26 protein-coding genes are annotated in these 26,887 nt (G+C 63.2%); 12 read left to right on the top strand and 14 right to left on the bottom strand.

Annotated elements, in window-relative coordinates; translation table 11 throughout:
• Nucleotide 1 precedes the first annotated feature (1 nt).
• Nucleotides 2-2,023: an FIST N-terminal domain-containing protein gene (locus tag NAV32_RS07875; RefSeq protein WP_256052250.1), complete on the bottom strand. Its 2,022-nt coding sequence runs from the start codon at nt 2,021-2,023 to the stop codon at nt 2-4.
• 350 nt (nt 2,024-2,373) lie between these two features.
• Between NAV32_RS07875 and NAV32_RS07870 the strand changes: the two genes are divergently transcribed.
• Nucleotides 2,374-4,008: a methyl-accepting chemotaxis protein gene (locus tag NAV32_RS07870; protein WP_256052249.1), complete on the top strand. Its 1,635-nt coding sequence runs from the start codon at nt 2,374-2,376 to the stop codon at nt 4,006-4,008.
• 42 nt (nt 4,009-4,050) lie between these two features.
• Here the strand turns inward: NAV32_RS07870 and NAV32_RS07865 are convergent, their stop codons facing one another.
• Nucleotides 4,051-4,266: a hypothetical protein gene (locus NAV32_RS07865; RefSeq protein ID WP_256052248.1), complete on the bottom strand. Its 216-nt coding sequence runs from the start codon at nt 4,264-4,266 to the stop codon at nt 4,051-4,053.
• 225 nt (nt 4,267-4,491) lie between these two features.
• On the opposite strand from NAV32_RS07865, the gene NAV32_RS07860 reads away from it, so the two are divergent.
• The 4 genes from NAV32_RS07860 to NAV32_RS07845 all read left to right on the top strand — a co-directional run bounded on the left by NAV32_RS07860 (nt 4,492) and on the right by NAV32_RS07845 (nt 7,867).
• Complete coding sequence (locus NAV32_RS07860; protein WP_256052247.1) at nt 4,492-5,406, top strand: aldo/keto reductase; 915 nt, start codon at nt 4,492-4,494, stop codon at nt 5,404-5,406.
• Entirely contained in the window at nt 5,393-6,691 is a 1,299-nt protein-coding gene (locus tag NAV32_RS07855; RefSeq protein WP_256052246.1) for an NTP/NDP exchange transporter, read from the top strand. Before NAV32_RS07860 ends, NAV32_RS07855 begins: the two co-directional genes overlap by 14 nt.
• 73 nt (nt 6,692-6,764) lie before the next feature.
• On the top strand, nt 6,765-7,349 hold the full coding sequence (locus NAV32_RS07850; RefSeq protein WP_256052245.1) for an Sbal_3080 family lipoprotein: 585 nt from the start codon (nt 6,765-6,767) through the stop codon (nt 7,347-7,349).
• A 92-nt stretch (nt 7,350-7,441) separates the two neighbouring features.
• Nucleotides 7,442-7,867: an HPF/RaiA family ribosome-associated protein gene (locus NAV32_RS07845; protein WP_256052244.1), complete on the top strand. Its 426-nt coding sequence runs from the start codon at nt 7,442-7,444 to the stop codon at nt 7,865-7,867.
• 34 nt (nt 7,868-7,901) lie between these two features.
• Here the strand turns inward: NAV32_RS07845 and NAV32_RS07840 are convergent, their stop codons facing one another.
• Entirely contained in the window at nt 7,902-8,609 is a 708-nt protein-coding gene (locus NAV32_RS07840) for a succinate dehydrogenase iron-sulfur subunit (protein ID WP_256052243.1), read from the bottom strand.
• A 398-nt stretch (nt 8,610-9,007) separates the two neighbouring features.
• Complete coding sequence (locus tag NAV32_RS07835; protein ID WP_256052242.1) at nt 9,008-9,907, bottom strand: LysR family transcriptional regulator; 900 nt, start codon at nt 9,905-9,907, stop codon at nt 9,008-9,010.
• A 102-nt stretch (nt 9,908-10,009) separates the two neighbouring features.
• Here NAV32_RS07835 and NAV32_RS07830 point away from each other — a divergent pair, with 102 nt between their 5' ends.
• From NAV32_RS07830 to NAV32_RS07815, 4 genes are read left to right on the top strand one after another with little or no spacing between them, the layout of a single operon-like run.
• On the top strand, nt 10,010-11,248 hold the full coding sequence (locus NAV32_RS07830; RefSeq protein ID WP_256052241.1) for a 3-hydroxyacyl-CoA dehydrogenase: 1,239 nt from the start codon (nt 10,010-10,012) through the stop codon (nt 11,246-11,248).
• Nucleotides 11,249-11,250: 2 nt separating this feature from the next.
• Entirely contained in the window at nt 11,251-13,041 is a 1,791-nt protein-coding gene (locus NAV32_RS07825) for an acyl-CoA dehydrogenase C-terminal domain-containing protein (protein WP_256052240.1), read from the top strand.
• Nucleotides 13,042-13,065: 24 nt separating this feature from the next.
• On the top strand, nt 13,066-14,229 hold the full coding sequence (locus NAV32_RS07820) for an iron-containing alcohol dehydrogenase (RefSeq protein ID WP_256052239.1): 1,164 nt from the start codon (nt 13,066-13,068) through the stop codon (nt 14,227-14,229).
• Nucleotides 14,230-14,247: 18 nt separating this feature from the next.
• A complete protein-coding gene (locus NAV32_RS07815) occupies nt 14,248-14,706 on the top strand; it encodes an acyl-CoA thioesterase (RefSeq protein WP_256052238.1) in 459 nt (152 codons plus the stop codon).
• Nucleotides 14,707-14,730: 24 nt separating this feature from the next.
• On the opposite strand, the gene NAV32_RS07810 is transcribed toward NAV32_RS07815, so the two are convergent.
• The 3 genes from NAV32_RS07810 to yrfG all read right to left on the bottom strand — a co-directional run bounded on the left by NAV32_RS07810 (nt 14,731) and on the right by yrfG (nt 16,933).
• The gene (locus NAV32_RS07810; protein ID WP_256052237.1) at nt 14,731-15,192 is read right to left on the bottom strand and encodes a glycine zipper domain-containing protein; all 462 of its coding nucleotides are present in this window, start codon (nt 15,190-15,192) and stop codon (nt 14,731-14,733) included.
• Nucleotides 15,193-15,362: 170 nt separating this feature from the next.
• Entirely contained in the window at nt 15,363-16,199 is an 837-nt protein-coding gene (gene fdhD / locus NAV32_RS07805; RefSeq protein ID WP_256052236.1) for a formate dehydrogenase accessory sulfurtransferase FdhD, read from the bottom strand.
• A gap of 53 nt (nt 16,200-16,252) precedes the next feature.
• A complete protein-coding gene (gene yrfG, locus NAV32_RS07800; protein ID WP_256052235.1) occupies nt 16,253-16,933 on the bottom strand; it encodes a GMP/IMP nucleotidase in 681 nt (226 codons plus the stop codon).
• 145 nt (nt 16,934-17,078) lie between these two features.
• On the opposite strand from yrfG, the gene nudE reads away from it, so the two are divergent.
• The 3 genes from nudE to NAV32_RS07785 all read left to right on the top strand — a co-directional run bounded on the left by nudE (nt 17,079) and on the right by NAV32_RS07785 (nt 20,991).
• Complete coding sequence (nudE, locus tag NAV32_RS07795; protein WP_256052234.1) at nt 17,079-17,645, top strand: ADP compounds hydrolase NudE; 567 nt, start codon at nt 17,079-17,081, stop codon at nt 17,643-17,645.
• Nucleotides 17,642-18,457, top strand: coding sequence for a 3'(2'),5'-bisphosphate nucleotidase CysQ (gene cysQ / locus NAV32_RS07790; RefSeq protein WP_256052233.1), 816 nt, complete (start codon nt 17,642-17,644; stop codon nt 18,455-18,457). The genes nudE and cysQ overlap by 4 nt, the downstream gene beginning before the upstream one ends.
• Before the next feature lie 86 nt (nt 18,458-18,543).
• A complete protein-coding gene (locus NAV32_RS07785; RefSeq protein WP_256052232.1) occupies nt 18,544-20,991 on the top strand; it encodes an ATP-binding protein in 2,448 nt (815 codons plus the stop codon).
• Between the two features lie 7 nt (nt 20,992-20,998).
• Here NAV32_RS07785 and NAV32_RS07780 read toward each other — a convergent pair whose 3' ends face one another.
• The 7 genes from NAV32_RS07780 to NAV32_RS17620 form a co-directional block, all read right to left on the bottom strand.
• Nucleotides 20,999-21,988 (bottom strand): asparaginase, encoded by a 990-nt coding sequence (locus tag NAV32_RS07780; protein ID WP_256052231.1) that lies wholly within the window; start codon nt 21,986-21,988, stop codon nt 20,999-21,001.
• Nucleotides 21,989-22,163: 175 nt separating this feature from the next.
• Nucleotides 22,164-23,387 carry an organoarsenical effux MFS transporter ArsJ gene (gene arsJ / locus NAV32_RS07775; RefSeq protein WP_256052230.1) on the bottom strand — a complete coding sequence of 408 codons (1,224 nt, stop codon included), beginning with the start codon at nt 23,385-23,387 and terminating at the stop codon, nt 22,164-22,166.
• A 75-nt stretch (nt 23,388-23,462) separates the two neighbouring features.
• Entirely contained in the window at nt 23,463-24,467 is a 1,005-nt protein-coding gene (locus NAV32_RS07770; protein ID WP_256052229.1) for an ArsJ-associated glyceraldehyde-3-phosphate dehydrogenase, read from the bottom strand.
• A 15-nt stretch (nt 24,468-24,482) separates the two neighbouring features.
• Nucleotides 24,483-24,809: a YnfA family protein gene (locus NAV32_RS07765; RefSeq protein ID WP_256052228.1), complete on the bottom strand. Its 327-nt coding sequence runs from the start codon at nt 24,807-24,809 to the stop codon at nt 24,483-24,485.
• 9 nt (nt 24,810-24,818) lie between these two features.
• Nucleotides 24,819-25,313 (bottom strand): tyrosine-protein phosphatase, encoded by a 495-nt coding sequence (locus NAV32_RS07760; RefSeq protein ID WP_256052227.1) that lies wholly within the window; start codon nt 25,311-25,313, stop codon nt 24,819-24,821.
• 22 nt (nt 25,314-25,335) lie between these two features.
• A complete protein-coding gene (arsH, locus tag NAV32_RS07755) occupies nt 25,336-26,046 on the bottom strand; it encodes an arsenical resistance protein ArsH (RefSeq protein ID WP_256052226.1) in 711 nt (236 codons plus the stop codon).
• Between the two features lie 24 nt (nt 26,047-26,070).
• The gene (locus NAV32_RS17620) at nt 26,071-26,844 is read right to left on the bottom strand and encodes a metalloregulator ArsR/SmtB family transcription factor (RefSeq protein WP_272890200.1); all 774 of its coding nucleotides are present in this window, start codon (nt 26,842-26,844) and stop codon (nt 26,071-26,073) included.
• Nucleotides 26,845-26,887 lie beyond the last annotated feature (43 nt).

Here is a 26,887-nt window from a genome sequence, read left to right as displayed (position 1 = left end):
TTCAACGTGCCGTCAGACCGAGCAGCAGATCGGCGACACCCTTGGTCTGACGAGAGGTGTCGGCGGTAAGGTTGCTGGAGTCTTCCAGGGCATCGAGCAGCCCGGTGAGCGAGCCGACGTCGGTCGATTGCGCCTCGATATGCTGCGCCACGGCGCGTATTTCACTGGCCAGGCGTTCGATGTCGGTGCCGATTTCCTCGGCATTCCTGCCGGTGATTTCCGCCAGCTTGCGCACCTCGTCGGCCACCACCGCAAACCCGCGGCCCATCTCTCCGGCGCGCGCCGCCTCGATGGCGGCGTTGAGCGCCAGCAGGTTGGTCTGTCCGGCGATCTGCTGAATGGTCTGCACCACCGACTGAATACGCTGACTCGACTGCGCCAGGTCGCGGGCGCTGCTGACCACTTTGTCGGCCTGATTGACCATCTGCTTGACCGAGCCGGCGGCCTGCTCGATGACCTGCCCCTGGCGGCTGATGTTCAGGCTCAGGTCGTCCATCGAACCATGCAGCTCTGTGGCGTAATGGTTCAATTGCCCGGCGATGCTTTGGCGCTCCTGGTCGGCCTGTGACAGCACCTGGCCCAGGTCGGCAAGCCCCGAGAACACCGGTCGAATGTGTTCGTCGAGGCCGTTGACGTCCACCGTGCTGCCGTAGTCCTGGCGTTTGAACTGTTCGATCTGCTTGACCACCACCTGGCTCAGGCCCGTGAGCTTCTTGATCTGCCGACGCAGGAAAAACGCCTTGAACTCGCCGTGGTAGGCGATGAAGTTGTCGGTGTACTCGTCGTGGAACTCAGCCTTGCCGTTGGTGCGGAAGAAGAACACCGCCGTCAGCGTCTGGTTGAGATTGAGCCCGAGGATCTCGCCGAAGGTGGAAAAACCTGCCACCGGTACGTCGCCGAACACCGGGTCCATGCTGCCCAGTGCCTGTTCGTTGTTGAGCCGGCGCAGGATGCAGTCGTTGAGAATGCCCACCAGCGGCTTGCCCGGCTTGTTGCGCAGGAAGCGCTCATAGTCGCGGCGGGTGGCTTCGGCCAGCGGCGTGCGCTTGACCATGATCAGCTCCTCGCCGGGCGCCACGTCGCAGAACAGATGCACGCGCTCGTTGGCGAAATCGATCCGCGAGATCGAACGCACGAATACTTCCTCACCCACCCGGATCGCGAAAGAGTAGTCCGCCAGACGCCGTTCCAGTTCTTGTGGCGCACAGTTGAGCGCCTCGCAGAGTGCGGCAACCATGCTGCGGATATTGCCGCGGGCGTCCACTACCTGGCTGATGTAACGGTCTTCCAGAGACGCGCTGAGCACGCTCAGGCTGAGCGGGGTGGGCTCGAAGTTCTGGCTCTTGAATACGCCGAAACGCACGTCGCGGGCACACTTGAGGAAGACGATCAGCGCGTGGTTCTGGTACGCGCGCTGGCCGTCATGCAGCTGGGTTTTCTGGAAGTCCAGCGTGCCGCCGGCTGAGCCGCCGACGAACAGGCAGGGGAAACGGCCGGACTCGTACAGCGCCTCCATGAAGAAGGATTCCGAGGCCGAAAGCCCGTCGAAGAAGATGTTGGCCAGGGTGTCGCGGTAGTCGATCTTCATTGACACCTGCAGGCGCTTGATCGAAGCGGTCAGCTTTGCAATGCGCTGGGCCATGCTCATGCGCTGGCCCGTTCCGCGGATGTCCTCGCATTCCAGCGGCACCCGCACGATCTCCGCCGCGGCGATCACGCTGGCGTCGAACAGCTGCAGCACCACTCGGTCCCAGTGCGCCCCGGTGGTGCAATACAGGTGCGGGTTGTCGCTGGACAGCTCGCCCGAGGTGGTGCACAGGCTGAGTACCGCCTGGGGGAAGCGTTGCGTGATCTGCCGTGCCACGGCGTCGATATCCACGTGCGGCGAGACGAAGCCGGCAATGTAGGTCGGGTTGAAGCGCAGTGTGGCGAGTTGCTGTGTCAGCTGTTGCGCACTGCCGAGCAGGCTCAGCACGCCATCGGCCTGCTTGCTGCCCGGCTTGAAGTGGGAAAACGGAAACATGGGCGGTACTCGCGCAGATCGATGGGGAAGCTGCCGCTTGCGGTAAACAGCGTCGCTGGGCATTGCATGGCATATCGGGAATACCACTGGCGCCTGCCGTGTGCGATTCAGGCTACTGGTCGGTTGGCAAGGCTGGCTATGCAACCATGGTGCTCGTACTTAAGTAGAAGAAAAATCATGTCGTACGGTTGATGCGGCTCAAGGGTTGCGCTCTGTCGCTGTGCAACTGTGTGGCTCCCATTGCGCTTTGGGCGCGGTCGTGGTGGTGGCGCAACAGGCGATGCTGTTTGGTGCCCTCTCGTTGCAAGCGTCTTTGCCGATAACCAGAAAAGCTTTCAAGGAGTGATGCCATGTTGCGTTTTTTCGCCGATCTCGGCTTTCGCTGGAAAATTACCCTGCCGATCAGCTTTCTGGCGCTCTTGCTGGTGCTGATGGGTTGGCTGAGCATGCGGGGCATCGATCAAGTCGCGTCTTCCAGCAGCACGCTGGCGACACGTTATCTGCCCGCCATCAGCCTGCTGCTCAATGCTGATCGCGATCTGTATCAGGCGTTCATCGCCGAACGCAGCCTGCTGGGCGATGACGTTGCGGATCATGCTCAGACACTGCGCAAGAGCCATGCGGAAAACCTGCAGCAGGCTCATGAGCGCGTGCAGCAATATGCCCAGATGAAACCGAGTGCCGAGGCGCTGGCGCTTGTCGATCAGTTCAACCGCGGCTTCGAGCAGTGGCGGCAGGTTTCGCAGCGTGTCATTCAGCTGGTCGATAGCGATCCGCAGGCTGCCAGTGCGTTGAGCTTCGGTGACAGCGAGGTGCGCTTCGAGGCCATGCGTGAGGCCATCGACAAGCTTGGCGAGCTGGAAGATCAGGCCGCCAACGGTGTCGGTGAATCGGCGATTGCCGAGGGCCTGGCCGTCGCTGCGCAGCAGGGCGCCATTCTGCTGGTGGGGTTGATCGGCTGTATCGTGCTGGTTCTGGGGATGCCGCTGGTGGTGCTGCGTCCGATGCGTCGGCTGCTTCAGCGTGTCGAGCAGATTGCCGAAGGGGATGGCGATCTGCGTGCGCGCGTGGATGTCCGTTCGGCGGACGAACTGGGCCAGCTGGGCAAGGCCTTCAACGGCTTTCTGGACAAGTTGCAGCCCCTGATTGCCGAGGTCGGGCAGGTGACTGCCGAAGTCGAGGCGGCGGCTCGGGGGATGTCCGGCATGGCCTCTGCCAATGACCAGCTGATCAGCGGCGAGCACGCCGCCGTCGATCAGGTCAGTACCGCGGCCACCGAGATGAGCGCTGCCGTGCATGAAGTGGCGCGCAATGCGCAGAGTGCTTCGGATGCGGCGCGTCAGGCAGAGAGCCAGGCGCACGAGAGTGCAGGGGTGGTAAGCGGCACCATCGAATCGATTCGCCAGCTCGCCCAGGAAGTCGAAAGCACCTCGCACAGTATCGAGGCGCTGGCCGAGGAAGCCTCCAGCATCGGTGATGTGATGGAGGTCATCCGCGGCATCGCCGAGCAGACCAACCTTCTGGCGCTCAACGCAGCCATTGAAGCGGCACGGGCGGGAGAGCAGGGACGCGGGTTTGCGGTGGTGGCAGACGAGGTCCGGGCATTGGCGGCGCGGACCCAGGAATCGACCAAGGACATCCAGGCTCGCATCGAGCGCCTGCAAGGCGGTGTCGGCAAGGCCGTTCAGGCCATGCATGCCGGCAGTGGCAAGGCGCGCGAAAGTGTCGAGCGGGCCACCGGAGTGGATCAGGCGCTTTCCGATACCACCCAGGCGGTGCGGCGTATCAACGACATGGCGGCACAGATTGCCACGGCCTGCGAAGAGCAGAGCAGCGTGACCGAGGAAATTGCGCGCAATATCACCGATATCCGTGACCTGTCCAACGAAGCAGCGGAGAATTCGGCGCAGAGCATGCACGCGAGCCAGCAGTTGTCCGGCTTGTCGCAGCGCCTGGCGGGGCTGGTCGGGCGTTTTCGCGTTTGAATCGAGCCGTGCAAAACGGCTCGTGAGGCCGGGAGCTGCTTGTCAGTGTCCGGCGCTCAGCGAACTCCACAGTAGCTTGCCGAGACCGGTATCGGCAGGCAGCAGAAGCAGGCTGAGGATGAAGATCAGCAGCAGGCCCAGCGCGTAAACAAGGCTGATCAGCCTGTTGTTGTGCCGTTTCCGGCGCGACTTCGACAGCGTGGTCGCGTGTGGGCCCGCCGGGGGAGGGGGATCTGGTCTGTGGGTCTGGCGGGGCATGCGGTCTCGATAGCGCGTAGCGTAGGTTGCCGATGGCGGGCGCAGTAAAACCGAACTGGCGGCATATTGCCAGTACTGTGCGTCGCCATCCGGCGGACAAGCAGCCGATGGCGGGGCGTCACTGAAACAAACAGAAAACCCTCCGTCCTCCGATCGCCTGATGGTCTTTGCGATGTCGACCATACTCAATCGCCAAGTCCGTGTAGCCCTCCGGAGAACACGCTCATGCAGACGCGTCGTCAGCTTCTTCACCGTTCCGCACTGGTTGCCGCGCTCGCTGCGCTGGGGCCGCTCCTGCCAGCCCTGGCGTGGGCAGAACCCTTGCGCCAGCGACGAATTCCATCCACGGGCGAGATGCTGCCGGTGATCGGCCTGGGCACTTCGCGCACCCATGACGTCGGCCTCGATGATCCGCAGATGGATGCGCTGCTGGAGGTGCTGCGGATCTTCGTCGAAGGCGGCGCAAAACTGATCGATACCGCGCCGAGTTATGGCAATGCCGAAGCGGTCAGTGGTGAGCTGGTTGCACGGCGCTCTGTGCGTGAGCAGGTATTTCTCGCCAGCAAGGTCTCATCGACCGGTCGCGAACGCGGGCTGGCGCAGATCGAGGCCAGCTTCGAGGCGCTGCAAACCGATACCATCGACCTGATCCAGGTGCACAACCTGCAGGACACCAGCAACCAGCTCGGCCTGTTGCGCGAACTGAAAGAGCAGGGGCGCATTCGTTATATCGGCGTCACACATTATGTGGAGTCGGCACACGAGCGGTTGCTCGACGTGCTCAGGCAGGAGAAGGTCGATTTCGTCCAGCTCAACTACTCGGTGGGCGAGCGCAACGCCGAGAAGCGCCTGCTGCCGTATTGCGCCGACAACGGCATTGCCACGCTGATCAATCGTCCTTTTACCCGCGGCAATCTGCTCGGGCAGGTCAGGAACAAGCCGCTGCCCGAGTGGGCGGCTGAGCTCGATGCCACTTCCTGGGCACAGCTGGCGCTCAAGTTCATCCTTGCCGAACCCGCGGTGACGGCGGTGATTCCGGCGACGTCGACCCCTCGTTACATGGCCGACAACCTGCTGGCCGGACAGGGGCGCCTGCCGGATGCGCGGCAGCGTCAACTGATCGCCGATGCCTTCGGTTGAGCGAGTTGCCAAGGTACGCCTGGCGCGGCTGATCAACGCCCGGCCTGGCGAACTGTCCGCCTCGCTGGCCGGCTTCGCCCTGTTCTTCTGTCTGTTCAGCGGCTACTTCATGCTGCGGCCGATCCGCGAATCGATGGGCATCCAGGGTGGCGTGGAAAACCTGCAGTGGCTGTTTACCGCGACCTTCGTCGCCATGTTGGTGGCAGTGCCGCTGTTCGCCTGGCTCAACTCGCGGGTGGCGCGCATTCATTACATCGACTGGGTCTACGGCTTCTTCTGCCTCAACCTGCTGATGTTTGCCGGGCTGTTCTTCTTCATGGACGACAGCGTCTGGCTGGCACGGGTGTTCTACGTGTGGATCTCGGTCTACAACCTGTTCGTGGTTTCCGTGGCCTGGAGTCTGATGGCCGATGTATTCGATGCGCCACAGGCCAAGCGGCTGTTCGCGTTCATTGCCGCAGGCGCCAGCGTCGGTGGCCTTGTCGGGCCGGCGCTGAGTGCTCTGCTGGTGGGCGTGACAGGCCAGTTCGGTCTGATGCTGCTGGCGGCACTGTTGCTGGTCGTCGCCGTGGGGCTCAAGCGCTATCTGATGAACTGGCGAGATAGGGGCGGCGCCGGGCGCCCTGGCGCCGTGCCGGCAGAGAGTCCGCGGCGTCCGGTGGCGGGCAATCCGTTCAGCGGCCTGACGCGGGTGCTGGGGTCTGGCTATCTGCTGGGTATCGCGGCATTCGTGCTGCTGCTGACCACCGCCAGCACCTTTCTGTATTTCGAGCAGGCGCGGTTGGTGGCCGAACTGTTCCCGGGCCGTGCCGAACAGGTGCGGGTGTTTGGCATTATCGACTTCGTGGTACAGGCCGGTGCGTTGCTGTCGCAGCTGTTCATCACCGGACGCATCGCTCAGCGCCTCGGCGTGCGCGTGTTGCTGGCGGCGGTACCGGCGCTGGTTTGTCTGGGCTTTATCGGCTTGGCTCTGGCACCGACCTTTGCCGTGCTGGCGGCGGTGATGATCGTGCGGCGCATTGGCGAGTATGCCTTCGTTCGTCCGGGTCGCGAAATGCTCTTCGCACCGCTGGATGCGATGAGCAAGTACAAGGCGAAGAACTTCATCGATACGGTGGTCTATCGCGGCGGAGACGCACTCAGCGGCTGGGTCAAGACGCTACTCGACATGCTCGGCCAGGGTGCCCTGTTGATCGGTCTGGTGGGTGCCGGCTGTGCGGCGGTCTGGGCTGTGCTGGGCTGGTACCTGGGTGGCAGGGCCGATCGGTACGGGCACAAGCCGTAACGGAGATTGACTGAAGACGCGCGTCCTGACTGCTGGCAAACTGCCATTCACTTTTTCCGACATGGAGGTTGTCATGCGCATCGCATCGTTGTTCACACTGGTCGCCGTTGTTGCCATCAGTGGTTGCAGCATCCAGCAGAGCGTCACCCCTGCAACCCTTTCCGCCGAGCTGGCGCCGGAGATCTGCATGATTCCTGCGCCGAATCTGCGTGCCGGCTTCACCAGTGCCTACCAGAACGAACTGGCTGAAAAAGGCTTCAGGACGCGCATGATGGCGCCCGGCAGCAGCCCTGATCGCTGTGCGCTCGCCACCACCTATATTGGCCACTGGGGCTGGGATCTGGCGCTGTACATGAAATATGCCGATATCCGCGTATACGAGAAGGGCCGCCAGGTCGGGCAGGCTGAGTACGATGCGCGCTGGGGGGGTGGGCGGCTGGACAAATTCATCAGCGCCGAGAACAAGATCGCCGAACTCACGCACCAGCTGTTTCCCCACGGCGCGTTCAACCTTGGCCGGCCTGCACCGGAGGTGGCCGACGGCTCGGCACCCTTGAGCAAGGCGGCGTACCGGCAGCAGCAGATCGAGCGGCTGATGGGTGAAAACCTGTCATATGAGGACTATCAGCGGCGCTACCGGGAACTGATGGCTGATTAGTCGGCGTGCAGGTGATCCGTCCGATCATTCTGAACCCCGGCGCGGGTCTCATCCTCGAACCTTGAGACGTACCACGAAAGAGGTGAGATCCAATGCAGATCCAGGTGAGAAGTAACCATATCGAAGGCAGTTCCGGACTTCATGAGTGGGTTGGCGCAGCGGTGCAGGACCGGCTGGAGCGTTTCGAGGATTTCCTCATGCGGGTGGAAGTCCACGTTGGCGACGAGAACGCGCAGAAGGCCGGCGCTGCCGACAAGCGGTGCCAGATCGAAGCGCGCCCCAAGGGCCATCAGCCGCTATCGGTCACCCACAAAGCCGAGTCGCTGCAATTGGCGGTCGACGGGGCTGCCGAGAAAATGCACAACGCCATCGGCCATCTGATGGGCAAGCTCGATGCGAAAGTGGTTGCCACCGGGCAGCTCGCCGATCCGTTGCTGGATGAAGAGCCACAGCGGGTCACCGATGCCTTGTTGCAGGAAGAGTTCCTCGCCAGGCAAGAGGCACTGGGCCGGGAATAGGACTCAAGGATGTGCGTCGTGGCTGAAGCCCGCTTCAGGTCCCCTGCTGCGTCAGTGCGCGGCGAATGTGTCCAATCGCGCCCATCGGGTTTAGCCCCTTTGGGCAGACCCAGCTGCAATTGCCGATGCTGCGGCAGCGGAACACGCTGAAGGGATCGTCGAGATCGGACAGGCGTTCGGCGGCAGCGGTGTCTCGGCTGTCGACTATGAAGCGCCAGGCCTGCAGCAGTCCGGCAGGGCCCACGTACTTTTCCGGGTTCCACCACCAGGACGGACACTGCGACGAGCAGCAGCCGCAGAGTATGCATTCGTACAGGCCATCAAGCCGGGCACGTTCATCCGGTGATTGCAGGCGCTCGATGCCGGGCGCCGGTTCGTCATTGATCAGCCAGGGTTTGACGCGTTCGTACTGCTTGAAAAACAGGCTCTGATCCACGACCAGGTCACGGATCACCGGCATACCCGGCAGCGGTCGGATGACCAGACGACCGCTGCCGTCCAGGGCATCGGCAACCGCTGTGATGCAGGCCAGGCGGTTTTTGCCGTTGATGTTCATTCCATCCGAGCCACAAACGCCTTCGCGACAGGAGCGGCGGTAGGCCAGTGAAGGGTCCGTCTCGCGCAGAGACTCCAGCACATCAAGCACCATGCGCTGGCGAAAAGCTTCGGGCACCTGCATCGATTGCATATAGGGGCTGGTGTCCTGTTCTTCGTTGTAGCGGTATACCAGTACGTCGATCATGGTCATTCCTTTGCTTTCACTATTACCTGCATGGCCATGCGGGATGGGTTGAGCATAGACAAAGGCGGTGCCGGCACCAGTGTGAAGCAGGCCTGCTGTCGGTTCAGCCTTCTTTGTCAGCCACACAGCTATAGCGAAAGGCTTACACGTCGTCGCGTCTATCGCCCCTTCTGCCTTTCTTTGCAGATGCTTAATCTATGCACGTCTCTGAAGCGCAGGAAGCGCTCAGGATCATGGATGATCGGCCAAGCCAGGAAGGCGCTTCAACGGATTGAAATGGTCAGGAAAAACCCGCTTCGGCGGGTTTTTTGCCATCTGGAGAGACCTTCAACCCCACCTGCGTGAATCGCTCTATGTTTCAGTCGAAAGCCGGCCTGCTGCGGATTGGCGGGCAGGCATCAATCATGGGCGATGGCTACGATCTGTTCGATCAACCATTGCAGGGCCGCATCCCGCTCCCGTTGCGCGACGCTGACGATATCCAGCTGAAAGCTGCCCAGATCGAACGGCATGTCGAACAGCTGCAACGGCAGCAATTTGGCAAAGTACCGCGCAAGCTGAGTGGGCAGCACGACGGCCAGATCACTGCTGGCAACGATATGCGCCGCCTGCAGGTAGTTGGGTGTGGTGTAGACCACATCGCGCGTCAGGTTGTGCTCTTTCAGCCATTGATCGACCATGCCACGGGTCTGCCCGCCGTGAACCCACAGATGGCGCAGGCGCAGAAACGTCGGTAAATCGAGTCCGCCGTCGATCATCGGATGTGCCTTGCGCAGCACCGCCTGCAGGGTTTCGCTGGCCCAGCGGCGGCTTTGGAAGCGCGTCGGCACCTCAGGAAAACGCCCCAGCGCCAGATCCAGCTCGCCATTATCCAGGGCCTCGGCGGGCAGGGTTGGGGTCAGGTGCCGGATCGCCAGCTGGATACCCGGCGCTACCCTGGCCAGATGCGCCATCAGCGGCGGCATGCAGATCAGCTCGACGTAGTCGGTCACGGCGATGACGAAGCGTTGCCCGCTGGTGGCCGGGTCAAAGAAGTCGCCGGCATTGAGCGTGTGTTCGATCTGCTGCAGCGCATCGCGAATCGGCACTTCCAGGCTCAGCGCGCGGGGCGTGGGCTGCATGGCACGACCCACGCGCACCAGCAGCGGATCGTCGAGTAATTCGCGCAGGCGACCCAGCGCATTGCTGACTGCCGGTTGGCTGAGGGAAAGCCGCTGGGCTGCACGGGAAACGTTGCGCTCGCGCAGCAGGGCGTCCAGCACGCGGAGCAGGTTGAGATCGAAGTTATAGATATTCATCTGGTGAATCTTAATCATCACAAGACTAAATTTCAAAAATAGTAGTGTCTTCGTCTATGGTGGGTCTTCCGTTTTTCCAGCCCAGCGACGAGGACTGCCGCAATGAGCCAAACCCGCTTCGATATCCAGACCGCCGCCGTGATCGGCGCGGGCACCATGGGCCGCGGTATCGTCATGAGCCTGGCCAACGCCGGCGTGCAGGTGCGCTGGCTGGACAACAATCCCGAGATGCTGGAACAGGCGCTGGGCGTGGTGGCCGACACCTACGCACATAGCGTCCGCCAGGGGCGCATCGACGAGTCCCAGGCCGCAGCGCGACGCGCCTGCATCAGCAAGGCAGCTGATTACCAGGCGCTGGCCGATGTCGATCTGGTGATCGAGGCGGTGTACGAAAACCTCGAACTCAAGCAGAAGATCTTCCGCGAGCTGGGCGGCATCGTGAAGCCGACCGGCATCCTCGCCAGCAACACTTCGGCACTGGATATCGACGCCATCGCTGCCGTGACCGGGCGACCGGAGCAGGTGGTGGGTCTGCACTTCTTCAGCCCGGCGCATATCATGAAGCTGCTGGAGATCGTCCGCGGTGCGAAGACCTCAAAGGCCGTGCTCGACGCCTCCACCGAACTGGGCAAGCGCATGGGCAAGGTCAGCGTGATTGCCGGCAACTCCCCGGGCTTCATCGGCAACCGCATGCTCGCGACCTATGTGCGCGAGGCGCGGATGATGCTACTCGAAGCCGCCTATCCGCATCAGGTGGACGCCGCGCTGCAGGGCTTCGGCTTCGCCATGGGCCCGTTCCGCATGTACGACGTGGTCGGCATCGACCTGGAATGGCGCGCCCGCGAACTGGCCGGTGAGGGCCAGGACGAGCCGGAGGTACAGGTCGACAATCGCCTGTGCGAGCTGGGCCGCTTCGGCCAGAAGTCGCGCATGGGTTACTACCGCTACGCCGAAGGCAGCCGCCAGGCTGAGCACGATCCGGAAGTGGATGCGCTGGTGCAGCGTGAAGCCGAGCGGCTTGGCTACGACCGGCGCGAGATTGGCGAAGCGGAAATCCTCGAGCGTTGCCTGCTGGCGCTGGTCAACGAAGGCGCGAAAATTCTGCAGGAAGGCATGGCCGGCTCCAGCGCCGATATCGACACCGTTTACCTCAATGGCTATGGCTTTCCGGCAGCCGCTGGCGGGCCGATGACCTGGGCGGATGGTGAGGGCCTGCCGGCGATCAAGGATCGCCTCGACGCACTGGCCGAGCAGCACGGCGAGCACTGGAAACCGGCTGAATTGATTGAAAACCTGGCGACCGTCGGTGGCCGTTTCGCCGATCAGAAGAAGGAGGCCTGAGCATGGAATACAAAGCCCCGCTACGTGACATGCGCTTCGTCCTGCATGAGCTGTTCGACGCCAGCGCCCATTGCGAACTGCTTGGTAACGGCCTGGATCGCGAGCTGATTGACGGTGTGCTGGAGGAAGCCGCGCGCTATACCGGCGGCGAGATCGCCCCGCTCAATCGCAACAGCGATGAAGAAGGTGTCACCCTGGATAATGGCGAAGTCAGGACGCCGCAGGGCTTTGTCGAGGCCTACAAGCAGTACGTCGATAACGGCTGGGCGAGCATGACCGGGCCGACCGAGTACGGCGGCCAGGGCTTCCCGCAGCTGGTGGCCTGCAACTTCCACGAGATGTTGATGGGCGCGTCGCTGTCCTTTCGCATCTATTCCGGCTTGACTGAAGGCGCGGTGCTGGCGCTGTACAAGCACGGCAGCGATGAACTGAAGAATGCCTATCTGGAGAAGCTGGTCAGCGGGAGCTGGAGCGGCACCATGTGCCTCACCGAGCCGCAGGCGGGTACTGATCTGGCGCTGCTGCGAACACGTGCCGAACCTCAGGCGGACGGCAGCTACCGCGTCACCGGTAGCAAGATTTTTATCTCCGGCGGCGAGCACGACATGAGCGAGAACATCGTGCACCTGGTGCTGGCGCGCCTGCCGGATGCGCCCGCCGGGGTGAAGGGCATCAGCCTGCTCTTGGTGCCCAAGTTCATCGCCAATGCCGACGGCACGCCGGGCGAGCGCAACGCGCTGTCCTGCGGCGCCATCGAGCACAAGATGGGTATCAAGGGCGCCGCCACCTGCGTGATGAATTTCGATGGCGCCACTGGGTGGGTCGTGGGCGAGGTCAATCAAGGCTTGGCGTGCATGTTCACCATGATGAACGACGCGCGCTTTCAGGTCGGCCTGCAGGGCCTGGGCATCGCCGAGCAGGCCTGGCAGGGCTCGCTTGCCTATGCTCGCGAGCGCCTGCAATCACGCGGACTGGCCGGCGCGCAGTACCCGGACAAGGTCGCTGACCCGATCATCGTTCACCCCGATGTGCGCCGGATGCTACTGACCCAAAAAACCCTGGTCGAAGGCAGCCGCATGCTGGCCGCCTATTGCGCGCGGCAGCTTGACCTCGAACACGGCCACCCCGATCCGGCCTACCGCAAGGCCGCGAGCAAGCGCGCGGCGCTGCTGATCCCCATCGTCAAAGCCTTCTTCACCGATATGGGGCAGGAAGTCGCGAGCCTCGGTGTGCAGGTTTACGGCGGCCACGGCTACATCCGCGAGTGGGGCATGGAACAGTTGATGCGTGACAGTCGCATCACCCAACTTTACGAAGGCACCAACGGCATCCAGGCGCTGGACTATATCCGTCGCAAGCTGCTTGGCAACGGCGGCGCCGAGTTGTCGGCGGTGCAGGCAGAGTTCAGTGAGACCTGTGATCGACAGGTTGATCGCCCGCAATTGGATGCAATGGCCGGCAAGGTGCAAGCGCGTATTGGCGAATGGCGGGAGCTGACTGCCGAGATCATTGCCGCTGCCGGACGTGACCCGCAGGAAATCGGCGCGGTATCCGTGGATTTTCTGCAGTACTCGGCCTATGTATTGCTGGCAGGGCTGTGGTTGCAGGCTGCGGCGCGAGCACAGGACGCACTGGAGCAGGGTTCAGATGACGAGGCGTTCTATCAGGCCAAGCTGGCCAGTGCGGATTTCTACCTGCGTCGTGTACTGCCGCGGGCGAGTGCCCACCGGGAAGCAATTGCGGGTGGTGCCGGGTGTTTGATGGCGCTGCCGGAAAGCCACTTCGCGTTCTGACCTTATCGAACACAGGAGGCACCGATGCATCCGTTCAATTTCGCCACGACCGCTCAACTGATCTGCGAGCCAGGCTCGTCGCGTCGGCTGGCCAGTCTCTGCCTTGAGCGCGGGGCGCGCTCGGTACTGGTGGTGACAGATCCTGGAATTACCCGTTTCGGCTTGCTCGATGATGTGCTGCCGGGTTTCGAGGCCGAGGGCTTGCAGGTGGCTGTCTACGATCAGGTGGTGGCAGACCCGCCGGAGGATATCGTTCTGGCTGCCGTGGCGCAGGCCAGAGCGGTAAAGGCGGACTTGGTCATTGGCTTTGGTGGCGGCAGTTCGATGGATGTCGCCAAGCTTGTGGCGTTGCTGGCGCATCCGCAGTGTGCCCAGTCGCTGCAGGATATCTACGGCGTGGGAAACGCGCGGGGCCAGCGCCTGCCACTGATTCAGGTGCCAACCACCGCAGGCACCGGTTCCGAAGTCACCCAGATCGCCATCATCACCACCGGCGAAACCACCAAGATGGGGGTGGTCTCCACGCTTTTGCTGCCGGACCTGGCGCTGCTTGATGCCGACCTGACCCTCGGCCTGCCGCCTGCCGTGACCGCTGCAACCGGCATCGACGCCATGGTGCACGCCATCGAGGCCTACACCAGCGTGTTGAAGAAGAATCCGCTATCGGACCTGCTGGCCCGGGAAGCGCTGCGCCTGCTCTCGGCCAACCTGCATGAGGCCGTACACAACGGCAGCAATCGCGAGGCGCGTCAGGCCATGCTGCTGGGTGCGTGCCTTGCCGGTCAGGCTTTCGCCAATGCGCCGGTGGCGGCCGTGCATGCGCTGGCCTATCCGCTGGGCGGCAACTTCCATATTCCCCACGGGCTGTCCAACGCGCTGGTGCTGCCGCACGTGTTGCGCTTCAACGTCAGCGCGGCGACCAGCCATTACAGCGAGTTGGCGCCCATCGTGCTGGGTGAGCGCCTGCGCAGTGACGACCCGGCCACCTTCGCCGATCAGTTGATCGAGGAGCTTGGCGAACTGAGCGGGCGCATGGGTCTGCCGACCCGGCTGCGCGACGCCGGGGTACCCGAGGCGATGCTGCCGCAACTGGCCCGGGAGGCGATGCTGCAACAGCGCCTGTTGGTGAACAACCCGCGCGAAATCACCGAGGCCGATGCGCTGGCCATCTATCAAGCGGCCTACTAGCGGAGCGGAGAAAAAAGAATGCCCGAACAACCCAGGCATCTGCACAGTGACTATCGGCATTTCCATGCGGTCAGCACTCGCTGGCACGACAACGATCTCTACGGCCACGTCAACAACGTCACCTACTACAGCTACTTCGACAGTGCGATAAATACCTACCTGATCCAGCAGGGCGGGCTGGATATCCATGTTGGAGAGGTCGTGGGTTATGTGGTGAGTTCGTCCTGTGACTACTTCGAGCCGATTGCCTTCCCGGATGCCATCGAGGTCGGCTTGCGTGTTGCCAGAGTGGGCAACAGTTCGGTGCAGTACGAGCTGGCCATCTTCAGGCAGGGCGAGACCCAGGCCTGCGCGGTGGGGAAGGTCGTGCACGTCTTCGTCGAGCGCGCGCAGAACCGCGCAATCGGGATTCCATTTGGGCTGCGCAAGGCGCTGGAGGCCTTGCTGGTGGGCGGCGGCGGCAGCAGCATCGCCTGAACTGCCGCCGCTGTTACGAGCGTTTCAGTGTCTGTGGCCGTGCTTGTGTTTGTGTTTGTAATGGCCCTTGGCTTTGCCGGGAGGCCCGTAGTGGCGGCGGTCATCGCGGTGGCGACGGTAGTCATCGTCGTCGTCGCCGTAGGCATTGCCTATTGCACCGCCCGCGCCGCCGCCGACTGCCGCGCCGATCAGGCCGCCAGTGCTCCCCCCAACGCGCTGACCGACTACGTTGCCGCCCGCCGCGCCCAGACCGCCGCCGATGGCCGCTTCCGTACGGCTGCGCTTGTCCGCACCGACCATGCCGCCCGCTGCGCCGCCAACGCCGGCTCCGATGGCTGCACCCGTAGAGCCGCCCAGGTGTTCACCCACCACCGAGCCTAACGCACCGCCCAACGCCCCGCCTACGGCGGCTTCGGTGTTGCTACCGGCATGGGCGGCGCCGCTGAGCAGGCTGGCGGACAACAGCAGAATCGAGGGGTACTTCATGGTGAAACCTCAGCAGGAATGACGGCGCGATCCTCGGCTGTCGAGCGGGCCTGTGCAAGCGCCGGGAGACGAAAGGTGTGAAGCACTTCGCTTTGTGCAACTTGTTGATTTATATCTGGAACTTTCGACAAGCGAAGCGGTCTTCGGTGCGCGTGCCGTCAATTGGAACCTCAGATTCCGGCTTGCGGGCTGTACACGCGCGGCGGGCTGCGATGCGGAATATGGATCAGGTTGAGGTTGTGCCGCTGTGCCCAGCGCGTGGCGAGGCCCGTGGGTGCCGAGAGGCTGACCAGCGTCGAGATGCCGGCGCGCTGGACCTTGTGGATCAGTTCCAGGCTGCAGCGGCTGGTGACGACCGCGACGCCACCCGCGACCTCCAGGCCGCTGCGGTTGATGGCCCCGATCAACTTGTCCAGCGCATTGTGCCGGCCAATGTCTTCCCGGCTCAGGCGAATCTCGCCCTGGGCATCCATGAACAGCGCGGCATGCACCGCGCCGCAACTCTGCCCGAGTATCTGGAATTCGCCGATGCGCTGGCGCAGGTCATCCAGCCAATGTGCCGGTGGCAGCGGTGCGCCGGGCAGGCTCGGCAAGTGTGGCAGCGCCTGTTCCAGTGCCTCGACTCCGCACAGGCCGCAACTGGCGTTTCCGGGTAGCTGGCGGCGCTGCTGCTTGAGCTTCCAGAAGGCGCGGCTGGCAATGTCCACCTCGGCCTGGCGACCCTCGCCCGTGCCGCTGATGCGGATGTCGTAGATATCGCCGGCCTGCTCGACGATGCCGCTGCCGAGGCTGAAGCCCACCACGAAATCCTCAAGGTCGGCCGGCGACACCATCATCACGGCCTGGCTGATGCCGTTGTAGGCGATGGCCAGCGCGCATTCCTCGGCCAGTTCGATGGCTTCCGGTTGCGTCTGGCCAATGGCTTGAAAATGATAGTGCCCGCTGGCGCCTGCAGGCGCGGCGGTGTTGGGTTCAGGGGGCAAGGCTGGATGGCGTGGAGCATTCATGGGCAGACTCGACAAGTACGGGTTTTGACAGCAAGGGTGTTGCTCAAGGCGTTTCAGTCAGGATAGCCCTGCAGGCTGCGGATCAGCTCCAGATAATCGCCAACGGCTGCGAATTCCTCGGTATTTTTCTGCCCGCGACGGCTATCCGGCTGGCTGACTGCCAGCAGGTGCGCGATGCCGAAGTCACGGGCGCTGCGCAGTATCGGCAGGCTGTCGTCGATGAACAGCGCGTTTGCCGGATCGAAATCCAGGTCGGTTTTCAGTGCATACCAGAACTGTGCCTGCTCCTTGGGGAAGCCGTAGTCATGGGAGCTGATCAAGCGGTCGAACCAGGGTGCCAGCTCGATGCGCTCGAGCTTCAGCGACAGCGAGTCGCGGTGGGCATTGGTGATCAGCACCACGCGCTTTCCGGCCTGGCGCAACGCGGCGAGGAACTGGTCGGCGGCGGGCCGCAGGGCGATAAGGTCGGCCATCTCGCGCTTCATCTCGCGGATCGGCAGGTTCAGCTCGCGGGTCCAGAAGTCCAGGCAATACCAGCTCAACTGGCCTTGATGGGCGTTGAACAGCGGCGCCAGTTCGAGCTCGGCCATGGTGCGGCTGATGCCGTGCAGTTCGGCATAACGCTGAGGCAGAAATTCGAGCCAGAAGTGATTGTCGAAATGCAGGTCCAGCAGGGTGCCGTCCATGTCCAGCAGGACGGTATCGATTTCGGACCAGGGCAGGGAAGCGGTCATGGCAGGCTCTTGTGGTTCGGCAGGGTGCAATGGTGCGGCAGTGGTCGGTTCGATGCAAAGAGGCTCGGCGCGGATGTGATGAAACGTCAACAGACCCTGCGATAAGCCGGGTTATGATTGGGCCTCGCGTTTCAAGGAACCTCCCATGCGCCAGAAACCTACCGTGCTTGCCCGTGAGATCGTCGCAACCAGCCGCCTGTTCCGTGTCGAGGAGCTGCAGCTGCGCTTTTCCAATGGTGCCGAACGCACCTACGAACGGCTGGTCGGCAAGGGCGCCGGCTATGGCGCAGTGATGATCGTCGCGCTCGATGCAGACGGACAGGCGCTGCTGATCGAGGAATATTGCGGCGGCACCGACACCTACGAGCTGTCCTTGCCCAAGGGTCTGATCGAACCGGGTGAAAGCGTGCTGGACGCCGCCAATCGCGAACTCAAGGAGGAAGCCGGCTTCGGTGCGCACCAGCTGGAACTGCTCACCGAGCTGTCGCTGTCGCCCGGTTACATGAGCCAGAAGATTCAGGTGGTGCTGGCTCGTGATCTTTATCCCGAGCGATTGCCCGGCGACGAGCCAGAGCCAATGCGCGTCGACCGGGTCGATCTGCGCGAGCTGTCGAGCCTGATCCAGAACCCGCAGTTCAGCGAAGGTCGCGCACTGGCTGCGCTCTATCTGGCGCGTGATCTACTGATCCAGCGCGGGGAGTTCAATCAATGAGCCATCCTTATCTGGCGCCGGTGATCGATCTGGTTCGCGCGGCGGGGCACGCCATCCTGCCGCATTGGCGCAGCGGCGTGCAGGTGCATGAAAAGGCCGATGCCTCGCCAGTCACGGCGGCTGATCTGGCCGCGCATCATCTGCTGGTCGAGGGGCTGCTGGCGTTGGATGCAAGCATTCCGGTGCTGTCCGAGGAGGATTGCGCACTGAGCCTGGCCGAACGCGCCGGCTGGACACGCTGGTGGCTGGTAGACCCGCTGGACGGCACCAAGGAATTCATCGCCGGCAGCGAAGAATTCACGGTCAATGTCGCGCTGATCGAGCAGGGCAGAGTGGTGTTCGGTGTGGTGGGCATCCCGGCCAATGGCCGCTGCTACTACGGTGGCGCCGAATTTGGCGCCTGGATGGCCGATGTCGAGGGCGGCGTGCTTCCCTTGCAGGTGCGGCACAACCCGTCGCAGGGCTTCACCGTGGTTGCCAGCCGTCGCCACTCGAGCCCGGCGCAGGAACAGTTGCTCGACGGCCTGCGTCAGCGTTTCGGCGAGCTGGAACTGGCCAGTATCGGCAGTTCCCTGAAGCTGTGCCTGCTGGCCGAAGGCGCTGCCGACTGTTATCCGCGGCTGGCGCCTACCTCCCAGTGGGACACCGCTGCTGCACAGGGTGTGCTCGAAGGCGCCGGTGGCGAAGTGCTGGACATCAGCGGTGCGCCCCTGACCTACGAGGCGCGCGAAACCTACCTCAACCCGTCCTTTCTGGCGCTGCCGCGCGGGGTTGACTGGCGCAGCGAACTGATCGATCTGGCGAATCGCTGAAGCATGTTTGTCGGGTGGTATTACATGCAGGCCATGGCTGAGGTGATCGCGGGGGCGTTGGGGTGACTGCAAGGAAAGCTCCCGGCATGCGCCGCTGGATCTGGCGCGCCTTCGTGCAGAGTGCGCTGATCCCGCTGGTGCTGGTGGAGGCGGTGCTCATTGCCGTCTATTTGCTGACCAACAACGCCATTCGCGATGCACAGATCGAGCATCTGCGCGAGACGGCACTGGCCGATCTGCAGGCTTCGGTGGACATGGAGGCACGGGTCATCGACCAGCAGCTGCAGCAGATTGCGGCGACCACCGCGCTATACCGCAACCTCACCCAACAGGCACTGCTGACGGGCGGCGAGGGGCCGGTGCTGCTGAATCTGGATGGCCGTGGCGTGCGTTACAGTCCGCGCGATGAAGGGGGCGCAGCGAGTTTCTATTCGGCGGCCACCGCAGCTGCCCAGCAGGATCTGGAGAAGGTCGGGCAGTTGCAGCGCCTCGATTCACTGATGAAGGAGCTGCACGCCGCTAATCCGCTGATTGCCAGCCTCTATTTCAATAGCTGGGACAGTTACAACCATATCTACCCCTGGTTCGACACCGCCGGCCAGTACCCGCCGGACATGGACATCCCCAGCTACAACTTCTATTACCTGGCCAACGCCTGGCACAACCCGAAGCGCGAAGTTGTCTGGACCGACGTCTACCTGGACCCTGCCGGGCAGGGCTGGATGATGTCGGCCATTGCGCCGGTCTACAGCGGCGATTTCCTCGAAGGTGTCACGGGTATCGACATCACCGTCAGCGGCCTGCTGCAGCAGATTGCAAGCCTGCGCCTGCCGTGGAATGGCTATGCCATGCTGGTCAGCCGTGACCTCAAGATCATGGCATTGCCCGAAGCCGGTGAGCGTGACTTCGGGCTTGATGAGCTGACCGAACACTCCTACGAGGAAGCAATTCGCCGTGAGGTATTCAAGCCCGAGGACTTTCGTCTTGGCAGTCGGCCACAAACCCGTGAGCTGGCGAAGGCCGTAGCCGCCGAAGACGAAAGCCTGCAGCGTTTGAGCATCGGTGGACAGCAAAAGCTCGTCGCCCGTACCCGGGTCGAGCACACCGGCTGGCATCTGCTGGCGGTTGTCGATGAAGGCCAGGTCTTCAGCCAGACCAACGCCCTGGCCAGCCGTTACCAGCAGATCGGCTACCTGCTGATCGTTGGGCTGGTGCTGTTTTATCTGCTGTTCTTCGTCTATATGTGGCTGCGTGCGCGTCGCCTCAGTGAGTCGCTGCTGGCGCCCATCGCCAGCATTTCGCAAATGATGGGGCAGATCGGTCTGGGGCACTGGCGTCCACAGCTGGCCACTTCGGATATCCGCGAGCTGAATGACCTGGCACGGCATACCCAGACCATCGGCTGCCAGCTGGAATTCAGTGAAGCGCAGCGTTCGCAGGCGCAGCGACGTCTGGAGCTGGTATTGGAAAGCGCCACCGAAAGCCTCTGGGAAAGCGACCTGCGCAGCGCCACGCTACAGTTTCGCGGGCGTCTGCCGGCGCGCTTCGGGCTGCCTTCGTCGCGGCTCAGCGAAGCGCAGTTTCTGCAGCGTGTTCACCCCGCCGATCTGCCGCGCATGCGCGCCGAGCTTGAGCGTATGCACCGAGACAGCGCGTTGCGTTACGAAAGTGAATTCCGCTTTGCCGACGCCCTGGGTGATTACCACTGGCTGTTGAGTCGGGGGCGTGTACTCGAGCGAGACCCGCAGACCGGGCAGGCCGTGCTGATGGCCGGTACCTACGTGGATATCGATGCGCTCAAGCGGGTCGAGGAAGACCTGCGTCAGGCGACCGTACAGGCCCAGAGCGCCAACGAGGCCAAGACCCATCTGATATCCGGCATCAGCCATGAACTGCGTACGCCGCTCAATGCGATTCTCGGCTTTGCCCAGCTGATGCGCATGGACTGCTCGGCGGAAGCCGATCCGGAGGCGGCCGACTACCTTGACGAGATCCTGCTGGCCAGCCGGCATCTCAACCAACTGCTGGGCGATATTCTCGACTGGTCAAGCCTGCAGGCAGAGCCTCCATGCTTGCAGCTGGAGCGGGTCGAAGTCACCGCGCTGATGCGTGAATGCGCAGAGCTGGTGGCCCTTGATATACAGCGTCAGGGCCTGCGGCTGGCGTTTGATCTGCCGGATGTTTCGCTGCAGGTGCTGGCCGAGCCACGACGGTTGCGTCAGGTGTTGCTCAATCTCCTGTCCAACGCCATCAAGTACAACACCCCGAACGGACGGATTCTGCTGGCTGTCGAGAGGCAGGGCGGTCAGGTACATCTGATCGTCGAAGACAGCGGTCTGGGAATTGAAGAAACCCAGCAGGCGCGGATATTCGAGCCTTTCCAGCGTCTGGGTCGCGAAAACTCAAGCATTCTGGGAGCCGGTGTAGGGCTGTCGCTATGCCTGGAATATGCCCGGCTGATGAACGGCGATATCGGTTTCCGGAGCGCGCCGGGCGTTGGTAGTCGCTTCTGGATCGTGCTGCCGGCGCTGTGACTGATGGTCAGTCCGTGAGCTCACCGCACAGATCCAGCGCAAACCAGCGTTCCACCTCGGCTTGTGAGAGACCCGCGCCAAGCAGGGCGAACAGTTTCCCGAGTGCGGCTTCGCGGGTCATGCCGCCGCCCGAGATCAGCCCGGTTCTCGCCAGCTTGCTGCCGGCGGCATAGAGGCCGAACTCCACATGCCCCTGCGGGCACTGACTGATGGCCACCAGCACCACGCCGCGTCGATGGGCGCTGTGCAGCGCCGTCAGTAACTGATCATCCTCGGCTGGCCCGGTGCCGCTGCCGTAGCATTCGAGCAGCAGCCCCTGCACGCCCGTGTCGAGCAGCGCCTGCAACTGAGCGGCCTGGATGCCAGGATAGAGCGGCAGTACGGCCAAGTTGACCGGTTGGCGTTGCTGGCGATAGTCCAGGGTGGCCGGGATTTGTGCAGCTCGCTCGCTCTGGCGCAGGCGTGGCGCAACGTCGAAGGCGTCGAGCGTTGCCGTACCCAGTTTGCTGGCTCGCGCGCCGTGCAGTGTCCTGCCGTGGAAATACAGTCGTACGCCGGGCGCCATGCCTGCTTGCAGGGCCTGCATGGCACCGAACAGGTTGGCCCAGGCGTCGCTGCCGGGTGCGTCCGCCGGCAGCATGGAGCCGGTCAGCAAGACCGGCAGCGGCAGCCCCAGCAGCAGAAAACTCAGGGCGGCGGCGCTGTAGGCCAAGGTATCGGTGCCGTGCAGTACCAGCACGCCCTCGCAGCCATCGGCCTCGACGGCGTGGCGTATGGTCTCGGCCATGGCCAGCCAGTGGTGCTGATTCATGTTGGCGCTGTCGATGGGCGGCTGCAGCGCGTGGAACTGCCAGTGCGGCAAATCCAGCGACTGCTCTTGCTGCCGGGCGCGTATGCGGCTGTCGAAACCGGAGGCGGGCGCCAGTCCTGTGGCGCTCTGCTGCATGCCGATGGTGCCGCCGGTATAAAGCAGCAGGATTTTTTCGCAAGCGGGCATGGGTACTCCATCAGTCGATAAAGGCAGCTGAAGCGTTCAGCCAGAACGGCTCGATCATGACCTCGCGGCACGAGCCGAGGCATGGGTTTCTCATCTCAGAAGCAGGCGGTAAAGACCGCGATGCCAATTACCAAAGCAGGCCTTTGACAGACCAAATGTATCGCGCTTATCCGGCTCAGTTCAGCGTGATGGCATGCCGCGGCAGGCCGATGGCGATCAGCGCGGCCAGCAACAACAGGGCGCTGGATACCCACAGGCAGGCCTCCAGCCCGTGCACCTGGAACACCCACCCCGAGAGCAGGGTGCCGAGCAGCCGACCCAGCGCGTTGGACATGTAGTAGAAACCGACATCCAGTGATACGCCGTCTTCCCTGGCGTAGCTGACGATCAGGTAGCTGTGCAGCGACGAGTTGATGGCGAACAGCACGCCGAACAGCATGAGGCCGCCGATCAGCACGGGTTGCGCCGGCAGTTCGCTGCCCAGGCCCAGGGCGATGACTGCTGGCAGACCGGCCAGCAGTGCGGCCCAGATGAAGGCGGCGCGACCATCCGGCACCCTGCCACTGCGCTTGCCGGTGAAATGCGGCGCGAAGGATTGCACGATGCCGTAGCCGATCACCCAGGCCGCGAGAAAGCCGCCGACCTGCCAGAAGTCCCAGCCGAAGCTGGCTGACAGGTAGACCGGCAGGGCCACCACGAACCAGACATCACGGGCGCCGAAGAGAAACAGCCGCGCCGCCGAGAGGATATTGATGGCGCGGCTTGTGGAGAGGATGTCGCGAAATTTCGGCTTGACCTTCGCCTTGCCCAGATCCTTTTTCAGCAGGCACAGGCTGGCCAGCCAGATCAGCGCCAGCATGGCAGCCATCACCAGCACCGCGCCGGTAAAGCCGATGACGGCGAGCAGCACGCCGCCGAGGAAAAACCCTGCACCCTTGAGCGCATTCTTCGAGCCGGTCAGCAGCGCCACCCATCGGTAGAGCGTGCCTTGTTGCCCATCGGCGACCAGCATCTTGATCGAGCTCTTGGCGCTCATCTTGTTCAGGTCCTTGGCGATGCCTGATAGCGCTTGCGCGGCCATCACCCAGGGGATCGTGAGCATGGCTGCCGGCACCGTCAGCATCAGCAGCGCCGCTACCTGCAGGCCCAGGCCGATGTTCATGGTGCGGTTCAGACCGATACGCGCGCCCAGCCAGCCACCCAGCAGGTTGGTGACTACACCGAATATTTCATAGAACAGGAACAGCGCGGCGATCTGCAGCGGCGTGTAGCCCAGGCCATGAAAATGCAGCACCACCAGCATGCGCAGCGCGCCGTCGGTGAGCGTGAAGGCCCAGTAGTTGCCGGTGACCAGCAGGTACTGGCGGATTTCAGGGGAAAGTCGGCTGAGGCTGGGCATGGGAGAGGGTCGATCCGGCGTAGGGTGGAAATCGCGCAGCATTTCCACCGGAGCAGTGGAACAGGACGTGGTGATTTATTGAGTCGAGCCGACCAGTCGCGCCAGTTCCACGGTGCGATTGGCGTAGCCCCACTCGTTGTCGTACCAGGCGTAGATCTTCACCTGGGTGCCGTTGACCACCATGGTCGAGAGCGCGTCGATGATCGACGAGCGCGGGTCAGTGCGGTAGTCGATGGAGACCAGCGGGCGCTCCTCATAACCGAGAATGCCCTTGAGCGGACCGTCTGCGGCGGCTTTCAGCAGCGCATTGAGCTCTTCTACCGTAGTCGCTCGCTCCAGCTCGAACACGCAATCGGTCAGTGAGGCGTTGGCCAGCGGCACGCGTACCGCATGGCCGTTCAGCTTGCCGCGCAGCTCCGGGAATATCTCGGCAATCGCCGTGGCCGAGCCGGTGCTGGTCGGGATCAGGCTCATGCCGGAGGCGCGGGCACGGCGCAGGTCCTTGTGGGGAGTGTCGAGAATGCTCTGGGTGTTGGTCAGGTCGTGGATGGTGGTGATCGAGCCGTGGCGGATGCCGAGCGCCTCATGGATCACCTTGACCACCGGCGCCAGGCAGTTGGTGGTGCAGGACGCCGCGGTGACGATGCGGTGTCGGGCAGGATCGAACAGCTGATCGTTGACGCCCATCACGATATTCTGCGCGCCCGGCTCTTTCACTGGCGCGCAGACCACCACGCGCTTAACGCCTTGATCCAGATAGCCTTGCAGCACGGCAACCGTCTTCATCTTGCCGCTGGCCTCGATCACCAGATCGCAGCCGCTCCAGTCGGTGTCGGCAATGGCCTTGTTGGCGGTGACCTTGATGCGCCTGCCCTCGATGACGATGCAGTCGTCAGCGCTGCCCGCCTCATGCTGCCAGCGGCCATGCACCGAGTCGAAATTCAGCAGGTGGGCGTGGGTTGCGGCATCGCCGGCGGGGTCGTTGATCTGTACGAACTCAAGTTCCGGCCAGCCCCATGCCGCGCGCAGGGCCAGTCGCCCGATACGGCCAAAGCCGTTGATGCCTACTTTGATGGTCATGCTGATTCCCCTGTGTCAGGCGCTTCGAGGCGCGAACATGATGATGGCCATGCCGGTGAGGGCCACGGCAGAGCCGAGCAGATCCCAGCCGGTGGGGCGGATTTCGTCGACGAGCCACAGCCAGAGGATCGCCGCACCGATGTAGACGCCGCCGTAGGCTGCGTAGACGCGTCCGGCGGCGGTCGGGTGCAGCGACAGCAGCCAGGCGAACAAAGCCAGTGCCGCGGCGGCCGGTACCAGTAGCCAGGCGCTCTTGCCCTGACGAAGCCAGAGATAGGGCAGATAGCAACCGACAATCTCGGCCAGGGCCGTGACGGCAAACAGGGCAAAGGTCTTGAGCATGACGGCTGCCTATTGGCCGAAGCGTTCGAGCCAGCTCACATGAGCGGGGTGCTGAATGGCCTTGGGACGCAGGGTCTGAACCATCGCAACGGCCTCGGCGTGCGGCAGACCGCAGTCGATCAGGATGCGCGCGGCAACCAGGCCGGTGCGTCCCGAGCCCCCTTTGCAGTGAATGGCGATGGCCTTTTCAGCCGCCAGCAGCTCTTGAATCTGCACAATGGTCGCCGCCCAGGCCGCATCAAAATCTGCCTGCGGCACCTGTTCATCAGCCACGGGTAAATGCAGCCAGAGCAGGTCCTTCGCGGCGCACAGCGCAGGCAAATCGCTGGCCGCGTTTTGCGCCAGTTCGGCGGATGGCATCAGGGTCAGCACTGCCTCGGCGCCGGCCTGTTTGAGTGTGTCGAGGGCCTGATCGATGCTGCCGTCCCTGGTGCCTGGGCAGGGCGTGAAGATCAGCCGACCGGGGCGGGCAGGAATGTCGAGAGTGTCGAAAGGGTGGGGCATGATGATGTGATCCTGCAACTGATTAGATGGATGCCTGATTGACCCGTTTGGACAGCTGCTCGGCGGACTCTTTGCGTTCGGAGTAGCGATCCACGAGGTAGTCGGTGCGGTCACGCAGCAGCAGGGTGAACTTGACCAGTTCTTCCATCACATCTACCACCCGGTCGTAATAGGCCGAGGGCTTCATCCGTCCGGCTTCGTCGAATTCGAGCCAGGCCTTGGCTACGGAGGACTGGTTGGGGATGGTGAACATGCGCATCCAGCGGCCGAGTACGCGCATCTGGTTCAGCGCGTTGAACGACTGGGAGCCGCCGGATACCTGCATCAGCGCCAGAGTCTTGCCCTGGGTCGGACGGATCGCGCCCATGCTCAGCGGAATCCAGTCGATCTGTGCTTTGAACACTCCGGCCATCGCGCCGTGGCGCTCGGGCGAGCACCAGACCATGCCTTCACTCCACAGCACCAGTTCACGCAGCTCCTGCACCTTGGGGTGGTCCTCCGGGGCGTCATCCGGCAGGGGCAGGCCGCTGGGGTTGAATATTCGCGTCTCGGCGCCGAACTGCTGCAGGAGGCGCGCGGCCTCCTCGGTCAGCAGGTGGCTGTAGGAGCGCGCCCGGTTGGAGCCGTAAAGCAGCAGTATGCGCGGCCTGTGTGTAGCAGTCGGTTGTACCGGCGCTGCCTGACTGGGCAGATCCAGCAGTTCGGGGTCGATATTGGGCAATTCAACGGTCATGGACGTTCTCCGGGTACCGGTAGATCAGCCGCACAGCGATGTGCGATCGGGACGGTCGCGCATGCTGTGCAGACGCAGGCGATCTTCGGCCAGTTGCGGGTCATCGGCCTTGAGCACCTGGGTCAGGGTTTCGCCGACCCAGGCCGGCAGTTGCGGGTGCAGACGGTAGTAGACCCACTGTCCGGCGCGGCGATCCTGCAGCAGGCCGCAGCTGCGCAGCTGGGCCAGGTGGCGGGAAATTTTCGGCTGGCTTTCCTGCAGTGCGGCGGTCAGTTCACAGACGCACAATTCACCCTCCACCACGATCAGCTGGGTCATACGGGCGCGGGTGTCATCGGCCAGACACTTGAACAGGCTGACCGGTGCGAGCATCTGCACGGGTGAAGGGGCCTTGCTCTTGACCAGCACAAACATCCTGATGCGTTCGTGGATCTGCTGGAGGGTGGTCTTGTAGGCGTCGCGCCGGCGGCTGCTGGCCGGGTCTTCGAAGTCCCAGGCGATGTACTCACTGGCCCCCGGCAGGGTGCTGCACTCGAAGGCAGTCTTGTCGCACAGCGTGATCACGTAATCGAACTGCTGACCGTCGAAGTCTTCCAGAGGCTTGCTGTGCAGGCCCTCGCAGCTCACCCTCAGTTGCTCAAGCGCCAGGCGCGCACGGGGATCGACTTCTCCCGGTACTGTGCCGGCGCTGAAGGCCTCATAGTTTTCGGGGTCGGTGTGGCGCAGCAGGGCTTCGGCCATCTGCGAGCGAGCGGCATTGGCCACACAGAGAAACAACACTCGGGTTTTCGACGTCATTGCCACGGTGCGCCATTAAAATTCGGTTTGGCGAATATATTTA

This window comes from Stutzerimonas stutzeri (assembly GCF_024448695.1).
Classification (GTDB): Bacteria; Pseudomonadota; Gammaproteobacteria; order Pseudomonadales; family Pseudomonadaceae; genus Stutzerimonas; species Stutzerimonas stutzeri_T.
The sequence above is the reverse complement of the archived record's forward strand: the minus strand, read 5'-3'. Positions and strand labels throughout refer to the sequence as shown.

Bases quoted from the DNA above. Each gene is read 5' to 3' on its own strand.
- NAV32_RS07865 (WP_256052248.1), bottom strand. From the start codon at position 4,266: ATGCCCCGCCAGACCCACAGACCAGATCCCCCTCCCCCGGCGGGCCCA.
- NAV32_RS07815 (WP_256052238.1), top strand. From the start codon at position 14,248: ATGCCCGAACAACCCAGGCATCTGCACAGTGACTATCGGCATTTCCAT.
- NAV32_RS07765 (WP_256052228.1), bottom strand. From the start codon at position 24,809: ATGCTCAAGACCTTTGCCCTGTTTGCCGTCACGGCCCTGGCCGAGATT.
- yrfG (WP_256052235.1), bottom strand. From the start codon at position 16,933: ATGACCGCTTCCCTGCCCTGGTCCGAAATCGATACCGTCCTGCTGGAC.
- NAV32_RS17620 (WP_272890200.1), bottom strand. From the start codon at position 26,844: ATGACGTCGAAAACCCGAGTGTTGTTTCTCTGTGTGGCCAATGCCGCT.
- arsH (WP_256052226.1), bottom strand. From the start codon at position 26,046: ATGACCGTTGAATTGCCCAATATCGACCCCGAACTGCTGGATCTGCCC.
- NAV32_RS07820 (WP_256052239.1), top strand. From the start codon at position 13,066: ATGCATCCGTTCAATTTCGCCACGACCGCTCAACTGATCTGCGAGCCA.
- NAV32_RS07825 (WP_256052240.1), top strand. From the start codon at position 11,251: ATGGAATACAAAGCCCCGCTACGTGACATGCGCTTCGTCCTGCATGAG.
- NAV32_RS07830 (WP_256052241.1), top strand. From the start codon at position 10,010: ATGAGCCAAACCCGCTTCGATATCCAGACCGCCGCCGTGATCGGCGCG.
- NAV32_RS07850 (WP_256052245.1), top strand. From the start codon at position 6,765: ATGCGCATCGCATCGTTGTTCACACTGGTCGCCGTTGTTGCCATCAGT.
- NAV32_RS07875 (WP_256052250.1), bottom strand. From the start codon at position 2,023: ATGTTTCCGTTTTCCCACTTCAAGCCGGGCAGCAAGCAGGCCGATGGC.
- NAV32_RS07855 (WP_256052246.1), top strand. From the start codon at position 5,393: ATGCCTTCGGTTGAGCGAGTTGCCAAGGTACGCCTGGCGCGGCTGATC.
- NAV32_RS07870 (WP_256052249.1), top strand. From the start codon at position 2,374: ATGTTGCGTTTTTTCGCCGATCTCGGCTTTCGCTGGAAAATTACCCTG.
- NAV32_RS07760 (WP_256052227.1), bottom strand. From the start codon at position 25,313: ATGCCCCACCCTTTCGACACTCTCGACATTCCTGCCCGCCCCGGTCGG.
- NAV32_RS07780 (WP_256052231.1), bottom strand. From the start codon at position 21,988: ATGCCCGCTTGCGAAAAAATCCTGCTGCTTTATACCGGCGGCACCATC.
- nudE (WP_256052234.1), top strand. From the start codon at position 17,079: ATGCGCCAGAAACCTACCGTGCTTGCCCGTGAGATCGTCGCAACCAGC.
- arsJ (WP_256052230.1), bottom strand. From the start codon at position 23,387: ATGCCCAGCCTCAGCCGACTTTCCCCTGAAATCCGCCAGTACCTGCTG.
- NAV32_RS07785 (WP_256052232.1), top strand. From the start codon at position 18,544: ATGCGCCGCTGGATCTGGCGCGCCTTCGTGCAGAGTGCGCTGATCCCG.
- NAV32_RS07845 (WP_256052244.1), top strand. From the start codon at position 7,442: ATGCAGATCCAGGTGAGAAGTAACCATATCGAAGGCAGTTCCGGACTT.
- NAV32_RS07840 (WP_256052243.1), bottom strand. From the start codon at position 8,609: ATGATCGACGTACTGGTATACCGCTACAACGAAGAACAGGACACCAGC.
- NAV32_RS07835 (WP_256052242.1), bottom strand. From the start codon at position 9,907: ATGAATATCTATAACTTCGATCTCAACCTGCTCCGCGTGCTGGACGCC.
- cysQ (WP_256052233.1), top strand. From the start codon at position 17,642: ATGAGCCATCCTTATCTGGCGCCGGTGATCGATCTGGTTCGCGCGGCG.
- NAV32_RS07860 (WP_256052247.1), top strand. From the start codon at position 4,492: ATGCAGACGCGTCGTCAGCTTCTTCACCGTTCCGCACTGGTTGCCGCG.
- NAV32_RS07770 (WP_256052229.1), bottom strand. From the start codon at position 24,467: ATGACCATCAAAGTAGGCATCAACGGCTTTGGCCGTATCGGGCGACTG.
- fdhD (WP_256052236.1), bottom strand. From the start codon at position 16,199: ATGAATGCTCCACGCCATCCAGCCTTGCCCCCTGAACCCAACACCGCC.
- NAV32_RS07810 (WP_256052237.1), bottom strand. From the start codon at position 15,192: ATGAAGTACCCCTCGATTCTGCTGTTGTCCGCCAGCCTGCTCAGCGGC.